We start from the raw sequence: 15,311 nt of genomic DNA on the forward strand, positions 1-15,311 counted from the left end.
AAGCTGAACGGGTCATGAAGTTAACCATGGGAATCGCCCAATAAATCAGGGGTCGCTTGCTAAGGTCGCTTGGGCTAGGAACGCCATTATGTCAATAAGAAGACTCCCAAATAGCCTGATAAATAGGATCGCTGCCGGCGAGGTGGTCGAGCGTCCGGCCAGCGCGTTGAAAGAGCTGGTCGAAAATGCGATCGATGCCGGAGCTAGCCAGATAAATATCCGGCTCGAGCAAGGCGGTCTGGATCTGGTCCAGGTCTCCGACAATGGCTGTGGCATGAGCCGCGACGATATCGCGCTGGCGCTGGAACGCCATGCGACCTCGAAGCTGCCCGACGAGGCCATCGAGCTGGTGACCACCATGGGCTTTCGCGGAGAGGCCCTGCCATCCATCGCCAGCGTGGCGCGGCTGACAATCGAAAGCCGTATGGCGGGAGAGGATGGCTGGTGCCGGGTGGTGGATCATGGCGAGTTGGCAGAAGAGGGGCCCGCGGCAATCCCGCCGGGTACAAAAGTGCGGGTCGAGCAATTGTTCGGAAATGTACCCGCCCGGCGAAAATTTCTGCGCACCGCACGCAGCGAATATTCCGCTTGTACCGATATCATCCGCCGACTGGCGATGGCCCGGCCCGATATCGGTTTCACGCTGGAGCATCAGGGGCGCAAGGCGATTGCTGTTCAGGCCGGAGAAACCGGGCCGGAGCGCGTTGCCGCGCTGACCAGCCGCGATCTGCGCGCCAACAGCGTCGGCGTCGATCTGCAGCGGGAAGAGATCCGTCTGACCGGTGTTGCCGGACTGCCGACCTATAATCGCGGGGTTGCCGATCACCAGTTTCTGTTCGTCAATGGCCGCCCTGTAAAGGACCGGCTCCTGGTCGGCGCGGTGCGCGGCGCTTATGCCGAGATGCTGGCGCGCGACCGGCATCCGGTGGTTGCCCTGTTCATCGAAATGCCGCCCGAGCTGGTCGATGTGAACGTCCATCCGGCGAAGACCGAAGTGCGCTTTCGCGAACCGGCGATGATCCGGGGGATGATCGTCAGCGGCCTCAGAAAAGCACTGGACGAAGGCGGGTTCCGCGTGGTGCAGCGCCCGGCGGAATCAGCGCTCGGGCGATGGCAGAGCGAGCCGGTGGCGACCGATCCGCAGCGCAGCATTTTCTCGCAGCAGAGCAAAGCCAACGTCGCGCAGCAACCCTATCCTTCGGCCACGGTCCGAGATGATCGCGCTGCCTTTGCCGAGATGGACTTGCGGGAGGATATCGCGCCACTGATGGGCAAGGCGGAGGCGGCGTCCGAGCCAGTACCGGAAGCCACCCGCCATCCCTTGGGTATCGCTCGCGGACAGGTCGCGAAAACCTATATTGTCGCCGAAGCGGAAGACGGGCTGGTGATTGTCGACCAGCATGCGGCGCATGAACGGCTGGTGCTGGAGCGGATGCGCCAGGCGGTCGAAGGCGGCACGGTTGCCTCGCAGGCGCTGCTGATGGCGGAAGTGGTCGAACTGGATGAAAATGCCTGCGACCGGCTGGAGAGCCGGGCGGCCGAATTATCGGAATTCGGGCTGGAGCTGGAGCGGTTCGGACCGACCGCGATGCTGGTCCGGGCGACCCCGGCGATGCTGGGGTCGGGTGACGTGACGCAACTGGTCACCGATCTGGCAGACGAATTGGGTGCCTATGACCAGGCGCTGAGCCTCAAGGAGCGCGTCGATCATGTGGCTTCCACCATGGCCTGTCATGGGTCCGTCCGAGCCGGACGGGTGCTCAGCGTGGCGGAAATGAATGCCTTGCTGCGCGAGATGGAAGTGACCCCGCATAGCGGCCAGTGCAATCACGGGCGGCCAACCTGGGTGAAACTGGCGCTGGAAGATGTGGAAAAGCTGTTTGGCCGGAAATAAGCTTCATACGGTGAAAGCGGCATCATGTGATACAGATCATTGTCTGCCGGACGGATCGTTCTAGACATAGTATCTGGAGGAAAGGGACTTAGCCATGAGATATCGCCATATGGTCTGCGCAATTGCCGCCCTGATGATGGTCAATGGCGTTGCTGCCGGTGCGCGTCCCGATGACGGCGGCGTGCAAAATGTCGACCATGACCTCAATGGCTATTGGCAACAGGCGGACGGTGATATTCTCCATTTCACCCAGGAAGGGACCAGTCTGATCTCCCGCTACCGCGAACGGTCGGCGAATAATGAAGCGGGGGAGATCGATTTTACCGCGACCATGCACGGTACGCTGGTTTACGGTGCGCACCGCGCGCCATTCTCGCGCGCCATGCAGGAAAAATGCGCGTTGCAGATATGGGTTGGCATGGGCCTGACGTTGAGCGAGACCGGCACGGAATTGAGAGGTTTTCGCGGCGACCGAGTCGTCGATCCGAAAACCTGCAGTGTCACGGACAGCGCCCCGGTCGCGGTGGTCTATACCAGAATGGCTGACAGCCCCGACGCACCCTAATCGCCTCGGATCATCGGGAAATCAGGGCCGCAGCGACTGCTCAAACGGGGCGAGACTGCCATCGCTGGCGACAGGATTTACGCCTGCCAGTCGCGCGACGAGCGAATAGATATTCACATTGTCGAACACCGGCAGCTGGCCGTCGGCACGGATCGCCGGACCGCTGGACAGGAAGAAAGCCATCATGTCCGGATCGCGATGGTCATAGCCATGACCGCCGCCTATTCCGGTCATCCATTCCGGTACATCTTGCAACACGACCCAGCCGGTTTCTACCAGACAGAAGATTGACGGCACACGGGGATTGGTGCCGTAGCCCAGAGCTTCGGGTATATTCTCGCGATCCCAGCATTGCATATGCTCGTGCGGCCGTAAAAAGGCCGCACGTACCGCGTCCCTGTTATCTTCCAGCGGTTCGATGGCCAGATAATTGCCGCTTTCGACCAGCCTGTACTGGTCGCGCGCCATGATTCGGTCGAGATAGATGATCCGGTCGGGAGAGGTCTCGGTCATGCCGTGATCCGATGCAATGACGAAATTGACCGGCTGTCCCAGATCGTCCAGCTGCTGTTTCAGTCGGCCGATTTCGCCATCCACTTCGGCAATCGCCGCGTGCAGTTTCTCGCTCGGTGCGGGGCCGTAATAATGGCCGGCGGTATCGACTGTGTCGAAATAGAGCGTCACCAGCCGGGGGCGGATATCAGCGGGCCGGCGCATCCAGTCGACAATCGCGTTGATCCGGCGATCATTGGACAGCTTCTGGTTGAACGGCCACCAGTCGGCCGGCCGGACGCCGTTGAAATCGACTTCCGAACCCGGCCAGAACATGGTGGCCGAGCGAATGCCCTGTTTCTCCGCTGTGATCCAGACCGGTTCAGCCTGGTTCCACCAGAACGGATCCTGGGTAGACATTTTGAAAACCTCGCCCGGCCGAGCAGCGTCTTCCATCGTGTTGCCGACAATGCCGTGATGATCGGGCGTCTTGCCGGTTACCAGCGTCCAGTGGTTGGGGAAGGTCTTGCTCGGGAAAGACGGGCGCATCGGACCATATATGCCGGTTGCCGCCAGCGCGTTCAGGTTGGGGGTGATGCCCCGGTCGAGATAATCGGGCCGGAATCCATCGATGGAGATCAAAATGGTGACCGGATGACGTTGCTCAACCTTCTGGCCGCTCGAATCGTCCTGTTCGGGCGTGACGGTTGCCTGGGCAGGGGCACCGGCCAGCAGAAGGCCGACCAAAATCAACGAAAACAGGTTCTTGAACATTATAGCGATCCTCCGAGCATCACTTCCTAGCCGGACAATGTGACAATTCAGACATTGAATTTGAAATTGAAGATATCGCCGTCTTTCGCGACATAATCCTTGCCTTCCTGCCGCAGTTTTCCGGCATCGCGGGCCGCGCTTTCGCCACCCAGCGCGACATAGTCGTCAAAGGCGATGGTTTCGGCGCGGATGAAGCCGCGCTCGAAGTCGCTGTGTATTTCGCCGGCCGCTTCGGGGGCCTTGGCACCCTTGTGCACGGTCCATGCGCGGGCTTCCTTGGGTCCGACGGTAAAGAAGGTCTGCAGGTCGAGCAGCTGGTAGCCGGCGCGAATGACCCGGGCGAGGCCGGATTCCTCGAGTCCTAGCTCGGCCAGAAATTCGGCCCGGTCTTCCGGTTCCATTTCGACCAGCTCGGATTCGATCGCGGCGGAAACAATCACCGCTTCCGCGCCTTCGGCCTTTGCTTTTTCAAACACAGCGGCGCTCAGGTCATTGCCGGTTGCGGCGTCGGTTTCACTGACATTGCAGACATAAAGCACCGGCTTGGCGGTCAGCAGTTGCGACTGGTCGAAAATTCTCTGCTCTTCCTCGCCCTCGGGCTCGGTCAGCCGCGCAGGCTTGCCTTCGCGCAGCAGTTCAAGCGCCTGGCCCAGAACATTGGCGGCAATCTTGGCTTCCTTGTCACCACTCGTGGCTTTTTTCTGGAAGGCGGGCACGCGTTTTTCCAGGCTTTCCAGATCGGAGAGCAGCAGCTCGGTCTCGACGACTTCCGCGTCGGAAATCGGATCGATCTTGTTCGCGACATGCTGGATATCGTCATCCTCGAAACAGCGCAGCACATGGACGACCGCGTCAACTTCGCGGATATTGCCGAGAAACTGGTTGCCCAGACCTTCCCCTTGCGATGCACCTTTGACGAGGCCGGCGATATCAACAAAGGCAAGCTGCGTTTCGATGATCTTGGCGCTGCTGGCGATTTTCGCAATCTGTTGCAGCCGTGGATCGGGCACGGCGACCTGGCCGACATTCGGCTCGATCGTGCAGAACGGATAGTTCGCCGCCTGCGCCGCCTGCGTCTCGGTCAGTGCATTGAAAAGCGTTGATTTTCCGACGTTGGGCAAGCCAACGATACCGCATTTGAAACCCATCTTAATACTCCGTCATGCCGAACTTGATTCAGCAACCCGTGCCAAATCGTTCAAAAGTTGCGCATATACGCTCTGAACCCTGAATCAAGTTCAGGGTGGCGATAAATTCAATACTGCCCGCTATTCCTGCATCCGCATCGCGACTTCGCTCATGAACCGCGGATCATCGCCTTTCGCCAGCCAGTCGGCCTCGTCGGCGATCACGCCGAGCATATGGGCGAGATCATCGATTTCAGACTTGGCATAATTGCCCAGCACATGGCCTGTTACCCGCGCCTTGGTGCCGGGATGGCCGATGCCGATGCGCACCCGGCGGAAGTCCGGACCGATATGGGCGATCATTGATCTGATGCCATTGTGACCGGCTGCACCGCCGCCGCGCTTGACCTTGATCTTGAACGGTTCGAGATCCAGCTCGTCGTAAAAGACGGTGACATCCTCTGGCTGCAATTTGTAGAAATCCATGGCCGCGCGGACGCTGTTGCCGCTTTCGTTCATGAAGGTCGCCGGTTTGAGCAGGATGAGCTTTTCGCCGCCCAGCCGTGCCTCCATGGTCCAGCCCTTGAACTTCTGCTTGGGCGGAGGAAAACCGTGCACTTCTTCGAGCGCGTCGATCACCATGAAACCGACATTGTGCCGGTGCATCGCATATTGCGCGCCCGGATTGCCAAGGCCGACCCATAGTTGCATTTTCTAAAGCGCTCCTTGCTCGTCACGAGCCTTCGGAAAGAAAAAACCGTCCACGCCCGTTTTGATTGGCATGAACGGTTTTTCGTTACATCGTTTGATGGCGGAAGGTCTAGCTGTCTTCGCCCTCGGCCGTGTCGGCGTCCTGCTCGGTGACTTCCGTTTCGCCATCTTCGCCGTCTGCTTCGTCTTCATCATCGGAAGATTTCAGAGCGGATGGTGCGGTAACGCCGGCAATGGTAAAGTCGCGATCGGTGATCGAGCTTTCCGCGCCGTCGGGCAGGGTGACATGGGAAATATGGATCGAATCACCAATTTCCAGACCGGTTACATCGATTTCGATCTGGTCAGGAATATGATCGGCATCGCACATCAGGTCGAGTTCGTGACGGACAACGTTCATGACGCCGCCACGCTTCAGGCCAGGCGATTCCTCTTCATTGATGAAGACCACAGGAATGTTGACCTGAACCTTCGCGCCTTTGGCAAGGCGGAAGAAGTCGACGTGCAGAGGCCGGTCGGTGACCGGATCAAAAGCAACATCCTTTGGCAGAGTACGGGTTTTCTTCCCTTCGACTTCTACCTGGACCAGCGAGTTCATGAAATGGCCGGTACCCAGCAATTTGTTCAATTCCCGCTCTTCGAGATGAATTGCAATGGGTTCTTTCTTGTCACCGTAAATAACGGCGGGGACACGGCCTTCGCGACGCAATGCACGGGAGGCTCCCTTGCCAGCCCGTTCGCGTGGCTCGGCTGAAATAGTCAGCTGATCACTCATAATGTTGCTCCAAAATTAGCTTGTGTAAGATTTCCGCCACGCCTCCAGGGTGCACATGGCCGGAAACAGGGCGCTATAAGGTCGGACTATTGCAAAAGCAAGGGGTTTGCACGGCCAGTAAAATCTAGCGGAAAAATCCGATTTGTGAACTTGTGGCAAGCAGAATGCCATTCTTGGACCAAAGCTCTACCCGGCCGTCGGTGGCGCTGTTTCGCACCGTTGCTCCGGTAACCCGCAGCAACATATAATCGGTTCCCGCTTCCGCCAGATCCTCTTCGCTGGCATAGATGTAGCTGGCCATGGTCACGGTGCTGCCAGGACGGAATTGTTCGGTGACAAAGAACGTCCGCGGCATAGGCGTGTCGAGAATGGAAAGCAGGCTGATCCGGTCGACCGGACGGCCGTCGGCTTCCCTGATCCAGACAATGGCTTCCGGCGATTCGTTGACGGCAAAGGGGATGCCCTTTGCGATGCGCTGGTCGTAGTGGCTGACCCATTTGGGCGCCATCGGATTGACCGAGGGGAGGGAGATGGATTCCTCCGGCGACCGGGTAGCCGGCATTTCCACCTGATAGTCGATGTCGGTGGGCCGACGGGTGCTGGTGACGATATCGGCGGCGTTGGTCATCGATCCGTTTTGCGACAGTTCCACACGCCAGAACTGGGTCGAGGATCCGGCACGCAGCAGTTTTACGGAGATGCTTACCTCGCCTGGTCCCACTCCGGTCATATAGACGATCTGTTGCGAAACCAGTGGGCCACGGCATTCCGGATGCATTTCCACGGCGCGCCCCGCGATCGCCGCGACCCAGCCACCAAAGGCCATGCCGGTCGGGTTGCGGTAGACGTCGCTCGCCGCAATGGTGAACTGTCCCTCTTCCTGCGCAACCAGCGCGGTTTCCCGATCAAGTATATATGTCATGCCAAGCCCTGATTATTGAATTTTTTCGACTTTATAACCGCGTTTCGCGAGCGATGCCTGAACCGCGTCGGGTCCGGCCAGATGCGCCGCACCAACCGCGACCAGAGACGTTCCTGGTCTTTGCAAGCGCTTGTCCAGCTGGTCGACCCAGTTGAGATTGCGTGCCACCAGCAGATATTCACGGGTCTTCGGATCGGTTAATATCCCGGTGTCGGAAAGCGTCACAATATGCTCGAGATCGCCGGTCATCCAGGCGTTGAACAGCTTTTCAAAAGCCAGTTGTGCGTCTTCAGATTCTTCCAGCACACTGGTCAGCATCTGGCGCTGCTGCTGTTCGGGCAGCTTGTCAAAATAGCCCAGCTGCAGTTCGATGGTTTCCAGCGCCTCTATCGGCTTGCCGGCTTTCTCGAACTGGGCGGTAAGCTTCTGTTCGACGCCGCCGCTTGAATCGAGCCCGAGATTTCGCGTCTGCGCGGATGCCAGAGACAGGGCCGCGGCCCACGTTTCCATCCGGTTAAGCGTGCGTTCGGGGAGGTTGGAGGCTTCGATGATCCGGTCGAGATCATCGTGAAGCGCGGGGTTGATGCGGTCGTCCAGTTTCGCCTGTCCGGGCGAAATTGCCAGTCGGGAAAAGATTTTGGCGGCATTCTGCGTGTCTTCCAGTCCGAGCACCTCGATCACCAGCCGGTCTGATTCCGCAATCGCAGCCTCGAGCGCTGGCGTACGCCATTGCACATCGTCGGGCAGGATATGGATCGTTCCGAACATATAGGCGGTGCCCAATTGTCCGGGTTTTGTGCCGCTGACTTTCCAGAGAGCGGGCGTACCCGTCTTGACGGTGTTCAGGGCCACATGATCGGGTGTGTTGTTGCAGGCGGTGAGCAGCAACGAGGCGAGCAGGGCCAGAATGGAGGTTATGATGCGCATAATGCCTATCTGGTGTGGATGCGGGGAAAAGAAAAGCAGGGAGACAGATTAATCAATATTCGATCCGTTCCGCAACAAATCCCTTGTTCGCCAGAATCGCCTGCAGACTGCTGTCTCCGGCAAGATGCCCGGCGCCGACTGCCAGGAAGACCGTTCCTGGCTGTTCCATCCGGGCTTGTACCCATTCCGCCCAGTTCCGATTGCGGTCGACCAGCAGGGTTTGATAGAGGATCTTGTCTTCCAGCCCTGCATTCATCAAAGCGCCCAGCGCATCGATATTGGCATTGGCCCATTCCGCAACCATCTGCTCCATGCCGTCGGCCGTATCATCGATATTGTCGACGGTAAAATTGAGAAAGCGGATCTGCACCTCCTCGGGCAAATTATCGAAAAACCCCAGCTGCTGCTCGGGCGTTTCAAGACCGGTGATCCGGATAGCGCGGGCCCTTGCCTGGGCCAGCAAGGCATCTTCCACGCCCTGATCCGCGTCATAACCGTTGCGCGCGAGCGGAATGAGCGAGAGATTGACGCTGGCGAACCACGGATCGAGCGGATCGAACGCCGCGACCGGCATGCCCAGCTTGACCATGGTGGCCTCATATTCGGCGCGGTCTTCGGCGCTCAGTTTGTCGCGTAGCGAAACGCCGCTTTTGTCGATTGCCAGTTCGCTGACAATTTTCATCATCGCGGCGGCGTCCGGCTTGATCATTTCGATCACCAGCTCGTCCGACGAATCGAAACTGTCCTTCACCGCCTCGTCGAACCAGGTCATGCCGGGTTTCAGGATATGGACGGTGCCGAACAAAAAGATGGTCGTGTCCTCGTCCCGGATCACCCAGAGCGCCGGATCCGCATCATCCGGCATGATCGCGCGGCTATATTCCGCAGCAGATGCAGCGCCGTCAACGGCTGCTGGCGTGGCGTCGCTGCTGGTGCTGGCGATATCCTCGCCAGACGCGGAACAGGCTGCGAGTGCAATGGAGAGCGAAAGGAATAAGCGGTTGAAAAGCCCGTTACGCGGCATGGATAAGGAAGCTCCGACAATAAGTTATAGTCGGCTTCATTGAACAATTGGCGGCAAATGCCCAGCAAAAATTGCCGGAATCACTAACCGGTATCGCGGCGGCACTGGCGAGTGGGAAACAAATCTGTTAATCGGATGGTTAAATCAAGGAGCCTACCGATGAGCACGATCCACGCCCGCACCTGTCATATCTGCGAAGCCAATTGCGGCGTACTGGTCGAGGTCGAGGGGCGCGAGATTCTTTCAATCAGGGGCAATCCCGATCATGTGCTGAGTCGCGGGCATATCTGCCCCAAGGCAACCGCTATTGCCGATTTGCAGAATGATCCCGACCGGCTGCACAAGCCGGTGAAAAAGGTCGACGGCCAGTGGCAGGAAATTGGCTGGGAGCAGGCTTTTGCCGAAATCGCCGCGAAGCTGCTCGCGCTCAAGGGAGAGGGGGCCAAGCCCGCCATGTATATGGGCAATCCCAGCGCCCATGACTATGGCATCAGCACCCAGATCAGCACCCTGCGCCATGCGATCGGGGTAAAGCATCTCTATTCCGCCTCGACCCTGGACCAGATCCCGCATCACGTCGTCCAATATCATATGTATGGCCATGTCAGCCTCGCAGCGGTGCCGGATATCGACCGCAGCCAGTATCTGCTGATCATCGGTGGCAATCCGGCAGCGTCCAACGGCAGCATCTGGACCGTGCCCGATTTCAAGAAGCGCGTGAAGGAACTGCGCGCCCGCGACGGCTTGCTGGTTGTCGTCGATCCGCGCCGGACCGAAACCGCCAGGCTGGCCGATGAGCATCATTTCGTGAAGCCGGGAACCGATACGGCCTTGCTGATCGGGATATTGAAAAGTATTTTTGACGGCGGCTTGGCGGATACGTCCCGACTTGATGCCATATTGGATGACAGCTGGGGCGCGATAGATCCGGCTTTGGTCGGCTTTGATATCGAACAGCTGTCTCTCCATTGCGGGATCGCGGTGGAGGCCATGCAGGATATGGCTGCCCAGCTCGCGGCCGACCAGCCGGCGGCAATCTATGGACGGATGGGCGTTTCAGTCTGCGAATATGGCACGCTCAACCAGTGGTTGATCCAGGTGATCAATATTGCGTCCGGCAATCTCGACCGGGAAGGCGGCACAATGGTGCCGGAGCCGGCGCTCGACACGATCAATCTGGTGGGCAGGGGGTCGGTGCGCACGGCGGACACGGTGCGTGGTGTCATGCCCTCGGTGATGAACGAACTGCCGATGGTGACCTTCGCCGACGAAATGTTGCGCGAGGATGACGAGCGGATCCGATCGCTGTTCGTGGTTACCGGTAATCCGGTGCTGTCGGCGCCGGACGGGGCGAAGCTTGACCGCGCGCTGGAGCGACTCGACCTGATGGTTTCCTTCGACATGTATGTCACCGCGACCAGCCGCCATGCCGACTATATATTGCCGCCCTGCGGACCTTTGGAAAAAGATCATTATCCGTTTTTCTTCGGACCGCTGGCGATCCGCAACTATGCCAGCTACTCGCCGGCGATTTTCGAATTGCAGGAGGGCGAAAAGACCGACTGGGAAATCATCGCGGAACTGGCGCGCGAAATTCTTGCGCAGGACGGGCAGGATGTGCCCAATATCCGTGAGCCGCGCGACGTGCTCGACACTATGTTGCAAAGCTCGCCAGCCGGCCTGACCCTGGCAGAAGTGGAGGCGGCGCCCAATGGCATCGATCTCGGTCCGATGCGGCCCTGCATGGCCGGACGGCTGCGTACCAGCGACGGCAAGATCCATTGCGCCCACCCGGATTTCCTTGCCGAATTGCAGCGCTTTGCCGCATCCCTGGGCAAGGAACAGCCCGACAGCCTCCGCTTGATCGGTCGCCGCCATGTCCGGCAGAACAACAGCTGGCTGCACAATAGCGCACGGCTGCTCAAGGGGCCGGACCGCTGCACATTGATGATCCATCCCGATGACGCCGCCTCGCGCGGATTGGCCGATGGCGTCATGGCGTCAGTTTCCAGCCGGGTGAACAATATCCAGATCCCGGTCGAGATCACCGACGGCATCATGCAGGGTGTGGTGTCGATCCCGCACGGCTTCGGCCATGGCCGCGAGGGCATCGGCCTGTCGGTGGCGGCGGCGAAGCCCGGCGTCTCGATCAATGACCTTACCGATACGGAGCGGTTCGATCCGCTGTCCGGCAATGCCGTTCTGAACGCGGTATCGGTGACGGTGGAAAAGGTCGAAGCGCTGGTTGCGGCGGAATGATCCGGTCATCGGAATAATCCCGTCGTCCTGAGAAATCCCCCGTCATCCTGAACTTGTTTCAGGACCTCCAAAGGCTGTGCGTGATCTCGAGGGGTCCTGAAACAAGTTCAGGATGACGAATAAGGCTGCATTCCGACCATTCCTCCCTTGACCCTCTGCCGCCCTTTCGCCAAAGCAGCGCGTAATTATTGCAGCCGCGAAGAAAGTCTTCATCTTGTCCGATAAGAAGCCGCTCAGCTTCCAGCAGATCATCCTCAAGCTCCATCAATATTGGGGTGACCGCGGCTGCGCGATCCTGCAACCCTATGATATGGAAATGGGTGCCGGCACCTTTCACCCCGCGACCACCTTGCGGGCGCTTGGTCCCGATCCCTGGAACGCCGCTTTCGCGCAGCCCTGCCGCCGCCCGACCGACGGCCGCTATGGCGAAAATCCCAACCGGCTGCAGCATTATTACCAATATCAGGTGGTGCTCAAACCCTCGCCGCCGGACATCCAGCAGCTTTACCTCGACAGTCTGGTGGCGATTGGCATCGATCCGATGCTGCACGATATCCGTTTCGTCGAGGATGACTGGGAAAGCCCGACTCTCGGCGCCTGGGGACTCGGCTGGGAAGTCTGGTGCGACGGCATGGAAGTCACCCAGTTTACCTATTTCCAGCAAATGGGCGGTTTTGACTGCAAGCCCGTGGCCGGCGAACTGACCTACGGGCTGGAACGCCTGGCCATGTACATTCAGGGCGTCGATAGCGTCTACGATCTGGATTATAATGGTGCTGGAATGACTTATGGCGACATCTTCTTAGAAAATGAGAAGCAAATGTCGGAATGGAATTTCGAAGTCGCCAATACCGAAAGCCTGTTTGATCTGTTCAACAAGGCGGCGGCCGAATGCGAAAATTGCCTCGACCGGAGCCTGCCGATTCCGGCCTATGAGCAGGCGATCAAGGCGAGCCATGTGTTCAACTTGCTGCAGGCGCGCGGCGTGATCAGCGTCCAGGAACGAGCCAGCTATATGGGCCGGGTCCGGGATCTGGCGAAGGGCAGCTGCGAAGCCTATATGGAAAAGAACGGGTGGGCGGCGTGATGGTTGTGGAAGCATTTCTTTCCTCCCTGTTGCGCAGCAATGGGGATGTGGCAGCCGGAACGGCTGACGGCGGGGCCCCTCCGCCACGCTTCGCGCGGTCCCCCTCCCCATGCTACGCACAGGGAGGAAAAAACAGATGACCGATTTTCTCCTCGAACTGCTCTCCGAAGAAATCCCCGCCCGCATGCAGGCCAAGGCGCGCGCCGATCTGGAACGGCTGTTCACCGCGCAAATGGCGGAAGCGGGCCTGACAGCGGGCGATATCACCGTCTGGTCGACGCCACGACGGCTTGCCCTCATCGCCAGCGATCTGCCCGCGCAGACCGAAGCGGTGAGCGAGGAGGCCAAGGGGCCCCCCGAAGGCGCGCCGGACCAGGCTATAGACGGCTTCTGCCGCAAGAACGGCGTAACCCGCGACCAGCTGGAAGTGCGCGACGTCAAGGGACGCCCGACCTATTTCGCGGTAATCAACAAACCGGGTCGCGATACCAGGGATGTGCTGGCGGAAGCCATTCCGGCGATCATCAAGGCCTTCCCGTGGCCGAAATCGATGCGCTGGGGCGACGCCAGCCTGTCGACCGAAAGTCTGCGCTGGGTGCGGCCCTTGAGCGGGATCGTGGCGCTTTTGGGCGATGAGCTGGTGCCCTGCGAAATTGACGGCTTGACGTCAGGCTATGATACTGTCGGACATAGATTTCATCATGCAAAAGCTTCGTTCGTCTCGAGCGAAGTCGAGAGACCGGCGGCAGAGAACGATCCCAACATGTCTCGACTGGGCTCGACAGGAACGGCACCCGGGCGCATCACCATTGGTAACGCCGGTGACTATGCCGAAAAGCTTCGCGCCTGCCACGTTCTGGTCGACCATGAAGAACGCCAGAATATCATCCGCGAGGGTGCCGCCAAGGCAGCATCCGACGCCGGTCTGGTGCTGGTCGAGGACGAAGGCCTGGTGGTCGAAAATGCCGGTCTGACCGAATGGCCGGTGCCTTTGCTGGGCGCGTTCGATCCGGCGTTCCTGGACGTACCGGAAGAGGTGATCCAGCTGACCGCGCGGGTGAACCAGAAATATTTCGTGTGCAAATATCCTCCCAATGCGCAGCATGGGGAGGCTGACCGCGCGCAGCGTGGTGGAGGGGCCACCCCTCCGTCAGCCGTTCCGGCTGCCACCTCCCCGTCGCTTCGCGACAGGGAGGAAAAATTGGCCCCGAATTTTGTCTGCACGGCCAATATCGACGCCAGTGATGGCGGCAAGGCGATTGTCGCGGGGAATGAAAAAGTCCTCGCTGCACGGCTCTCCGACGCCAAATTCTTCTGGGAACTTGACCAGAAGACCAGGCTGGAGGATCATGCGAAGAAATTGAGCAACATCGTATTCCACGAAAAATTGGGAACGGTTGCCGACAAGGTAGAGCGTGTGGCCAAGTTGGCCGAGTGGCTGGTTTCTTTAGAAGGGAATGGTTTTTACCAGCCCAGCCCCGGCGATACATTTCATGGTGAAGTGTCCGAGGCCGCACGTCTCTGCAAAGCCGATCTCGTCACCGAAATGGTCGGCGAGTTCCCCGAGCTGCAAGGCTTGATGGGCGGCTATTATGCAGAGAAAGAGGGAAAATCGCAGGCGATCGCCAACGCGATCCGTGACCATTACAAGCCGGTCGGGCAGGGCGACGAAGTGCCGACCGATCCGGTGACGGTGGCGGTGAGTCTGGCGGATAAGCTGGATACAGTTACCAAATTTTTTGAAATTGGCGAGCTACCGACAGGTTCAAAAGATCCGTTTGCTCTTAGGCGAGCCGTGATCGCCATTAGCCGCCTTATTTTGGAGAACGAAATTCGTTTGCCTCTATGGCCGATTCTTGCCGGACAAATCGTGCTGCGAGACGGTTCATCGGAGTACTATTCAATTGCAAAACAGAAGTTTTGGTCGAGATCCCGTAAGGAAATCGAAGATGATTATCAGTGGGATCAGCCTCATAATGCTTATCCCGAGCCTCTGGAAAGCCTTCCGGCTTTGGTCGGACAGCTCATGGACTTTTTTGCCGACCGCCTCAAAGTCCAGCAACGCGAAGCGGGCGTCCGTCACGACCTGATCGATGCGGTGTTTGCGCTCGGCGGTGAAGACGATCTGGTGCGCTTGCTCGCCCGGGTGAAGGCTTTGCAGGCCTTTGTGGAAACTACGGATGGTGTGAACCTGCTCGCCGGTTACAAGCGGGCTTCGAATATTTTGAAAAAAGAGGGGGCTGGTGCTCCGCACTCGATGCGGAGCTCTGAAGGCGAAGAAGCGACCTCCGGGCAGGGCTCCGCATCAAGTGCGGAGCACAAACCCCTTTCCTACACGCCCGAAAAAGCGGAAAAGGCCCTGATTGACGCGCTCGACGCGGCACAGCCGGACGTGACCGCCGCGATCGCGGCCGAGCAGTTTGAGCAGGCAATGACCGCGCTGGCGGCCTTGCGCGGACCGATTGACCAGTTTTTCGAGGATGTGACCGTGAACGACGAAGACAAAGCAAAGCGGGAAGCCCGGTTGGCCCTGCTCGCACGCTTTCGTAATGCCGTCCATCAAGTGGCTGATTTCTCGCAGATCGAGGGTTAGAAGATATTTTGCTTATAACAGTGTAAAGTTTGTAAAGTTCGACGGCGTATTTTCGGTAACCCGAACTTATCATCTACCCCCTCGCTTTTCCGCGAGGGGATTCAGGGGCGGGACACAGGGCAGGTGGCGCAAGGCCGTTTTCCCAATGGGCTGACGGCCCG

Annotated in this window: 12 protein-coding genes; 5 read left to right on the forward strand and 7 right to left on the reverse strand. The window is 59.0% G+C overall.

Annotation, left to right across the window (positions count from 1 at the left end; all coding sequences use genetic code 11):
- Window positions 1-88 precede the first annotated feature (88 nt).
- Both mutL and BOSE62_RS03960 read left to right on the forward strand, forming a co-directional pair.
- Window positions 89-1,894: a DNA mismatch repair endonuclease MutL gene (gene mutL, locus BOSE62_RS03955; RefSeq protein WP_159642265.1), complete on the forward strand. Its 1,806-nt coding sequence runs from the start codon at window positions 89-91 to the stop codon at window positions 1,892-1,894.
- A 94-nt stretch (window positions 1,895-1,988) separates the two neighbouring features.
- Window positions 1,989-2,459, forward strand: a complete 471-nt coding sequence (locus tag BOSE62_RS03960; RefSeq protein ID WP_159642267.1) for a hypothetical protein — start codon at window positions 1,989-1,991, stop codon at window positions 2,457-2,459.
- Window positions 2,460-2,480: 21 nt separating this feature from the next.
- Here the strand turns inward: BOSE62_RS03960 and BOSE62_RS03965 are convergent, their stop codons facing one another.
- The 7 genes from BOSE62_RS03965 to BOSE62_RS03995 form a co-directional block, all read right to left on the reverse strand.
- Window positions 2,481-3,725: an alkaline phosphatase family protein gene (locus tag BOSE62_RS03965; RefSeq protein ID WP_159642269.1), complete on the reverse strand. Its 1,245-nt coding sequence runs from the start codon at window positions 3,723-3,725 to the stop codon at window positions 2,481-2,483.
- Window positions 3,726-3,772: 47 nt separating this feature from the next.
- Window positions 3,773-4,873 (reverse strand): redox-regulated ATPase YchF, encoded by a 1,101-nt coding sequence (ychF, locus tag BOSE62_RS03970; protein WP_159642271.1) that lies wholly within the window; start codon window positions 4,871-4,873, stop codon window positions 3,773-3,775.
- Between the two features lie 120 nt (window positions 4,874-4,993).
- Window positions 4,994-5,563: an aminoacyl-tRNA hydrolase gene (pth, locus tag BOSE62_RS03975; RefSeq protein ID WP_159642273.1), complete on the reverse strand. Its 570-nt coding sequence runs from the start codon at window positions 5,561-5,563 to the stop codon at window positions 4,994-4,996.
- A gap of 109 nt (window positions 5,564-5,672) precedes the next feature.
- Window positions 5,673-6,338, reverse strand: coding sequence for a 50S ribosomal protein L25/general stress protein Ctc (locus BOSE62_RS03980; RefSeq protein ID WP_159642275.1), 666 nt, complete (start codon window positions 6,336-6,338; stop codon window positions 5,673-5,675).
- A 124-nt stretch (window positions 6,339-6,462) separates the two neighbouring features.
- Window positions 6,463-7,260 carry an acyl-CoA thioesterase gene (locus tag BOSE62_RS03985; RefSeq protein WP_159642277.1) on the reverse strand — a complete coding sequence of 266 codons (798 nt, stop codon included), beginning with the start codon at window positions 7,258-7,260 and terminating at the stop codon, window positions 6,463-6,465.
- 12 nt (window positions 7,261-7,272) lie between these two features.
- Entirely contained in the window at window positions 7,273-8,187 is a 915-nt protein-coding gene (locus BOSE62_RS03990; protein ID WP_159642279.1) for a TraB/GumN family protein, read from the reverse strand.
- A 52-nt stretch (window positions 8,188-8,239) separates the two neighbouring features.
- Window positions 8,240-9,211, reverse strand: coding sequence for a TraB/GumN family protein (locus tag BOSE62_RS03995; protein ID WP_159642281.1), 972 nt, complete (start codon window positions 9,209-9,211; stop codon window positions 8,240-8,242).
- Window positions 9,212-9,370: 159 nt separating this feature from the next.
- Here BOSE62_RS03995 and BOSE62_RS04000 point away from each other — a divergent pair, with 159 nt between their 5' ends.
- The 3 genes from BOSE62_RS04000 to glyS all read left to right on the forward strand — a co-directional run bounded on the left by BOSE62_RS04000 (window position 9,371) and on the right by glyS (window position 15,150).
- Window positions 9,371-11,470: a molybdopterin oxidoreductase family protein gene (locus tag BOSE62_RS04000; protein WP_159642283.1), complete on the forward strand. Its 2,100-nt coding sequence runs from the start codon at window positions 9,371-9,373 to the stop codon at window positions 11,468-11,470.
- 214 nt (window positions 11,471-11,684) lie between these two features.
- Window positions 11,685-12,557: a glycine--tRNA ligase subunit alpha gene (locus tag BOSE62_RS04005; RefSeq protein ID WP_236553819.1), complete on the forward strand. Its 873-nt coding sequence runs from the start codon at window positions 11,685-11,687 to the stop codon at window positions 12,555-12,557.
- 136 nt (window positions 12,558-12,693) lie between these two features.
- On the forward strand, window positions 12,694-15,150 hold the full coding sequence (glyS, locus tag BOSE62_RS04010) for a glycine--tRNA ligase subunit beta (protein ID WP_159642285.1): 2,457 nt from the start codon (window positions 12,694-12,696) through the stop codon (window positions 15,148-15,150).
- Window positions 15,151-15,311: the final 161 nt, after the last annotated feature.

The sequence above is a fragment of the Sphingorhabdus sp. 109 genome (genome assembly GCF_902506555.1).
Classification (GTDB): Bacteria; Pseudomonadota; Alphaproteobacteria; order Sphingomonadales; family Sphingomonadaceae; genus Parasphingorhabdus.

Coding starts and splice junctions, on each gene's coding strand:
- mutL (WP_159642265.1), top strand. CDS start 89: ATGTCAATAAGAAGACTCCCAAATAGCCTGATAAATAGGATCGCTGCC.
- BOSE62_RS03960 (WP_159642267.1), top strand. CDS start 1,989: ATGAGATATCGCCATATGGTCTGCGCAATTGCCGCCCTGATGATGGTC.
- BOSE62_RS03965 (WP_159642269.1), bottom strand. CDS start 3,725: ATGTTCAAGAACCTGTTTTCGTTGATTTTGGTCGGCCTTCTGCTGGCC.
- ychF (WP_159642271.1), bottom strand. CDS start 4,873: ATGGGTTTCAAATGCGGTATCGTTGGCTTGCCCAACGTCGGAAAATCA.
- pth (WP_159642273.1), bottom strand. CDS start 5,563: ATGCAACTATGGGTCGGCCTTGGCAATCCGGGCGCGCAATATGCGATG.
- BOSE62_RS03980 (WP_159642275.1), bottom strand. CDS start 6,338: ATGAGTGATCAGCTGACTATTTCAGCCGAGCCACGCGAACGGGCTGGC.
- BOSE62_RS03985 (WP_159642277.1), bottom strand. CDS start 7,260: ATGACATATATACTTGATCGGGAAACCGCGCTGGTTGCGCAGGAAGAG.
- BOSE62_RS03990 (WP_159642279.1), bottom strand. CDS start 8,187: ATGCGCATCATAACCTCCATTCTGGCCCTGCTCGCCTCGTTGCTGCTC.
- BOSE62_RS03995 (WP_159642281.1), bottom strand. CDS start 9,211: ATGCCGCGTAACGGGCTTTTCAACCGCTTATTCCTTTCGCTCTCCATT.
- BOSE62_RS04000 (WP_159642283.1), top strand. CDS start 9,371: ATGAGCACGATCCACGCCCGCACCTGTCATATCTGCGAAGCCAATTGC.
- glyS (WP_159642285.1), top strand. CDS start 12,694: ATGACCGATTTTCTCCTCGAACTGCTCTCCGAAGAAATCCCCGCCCGC.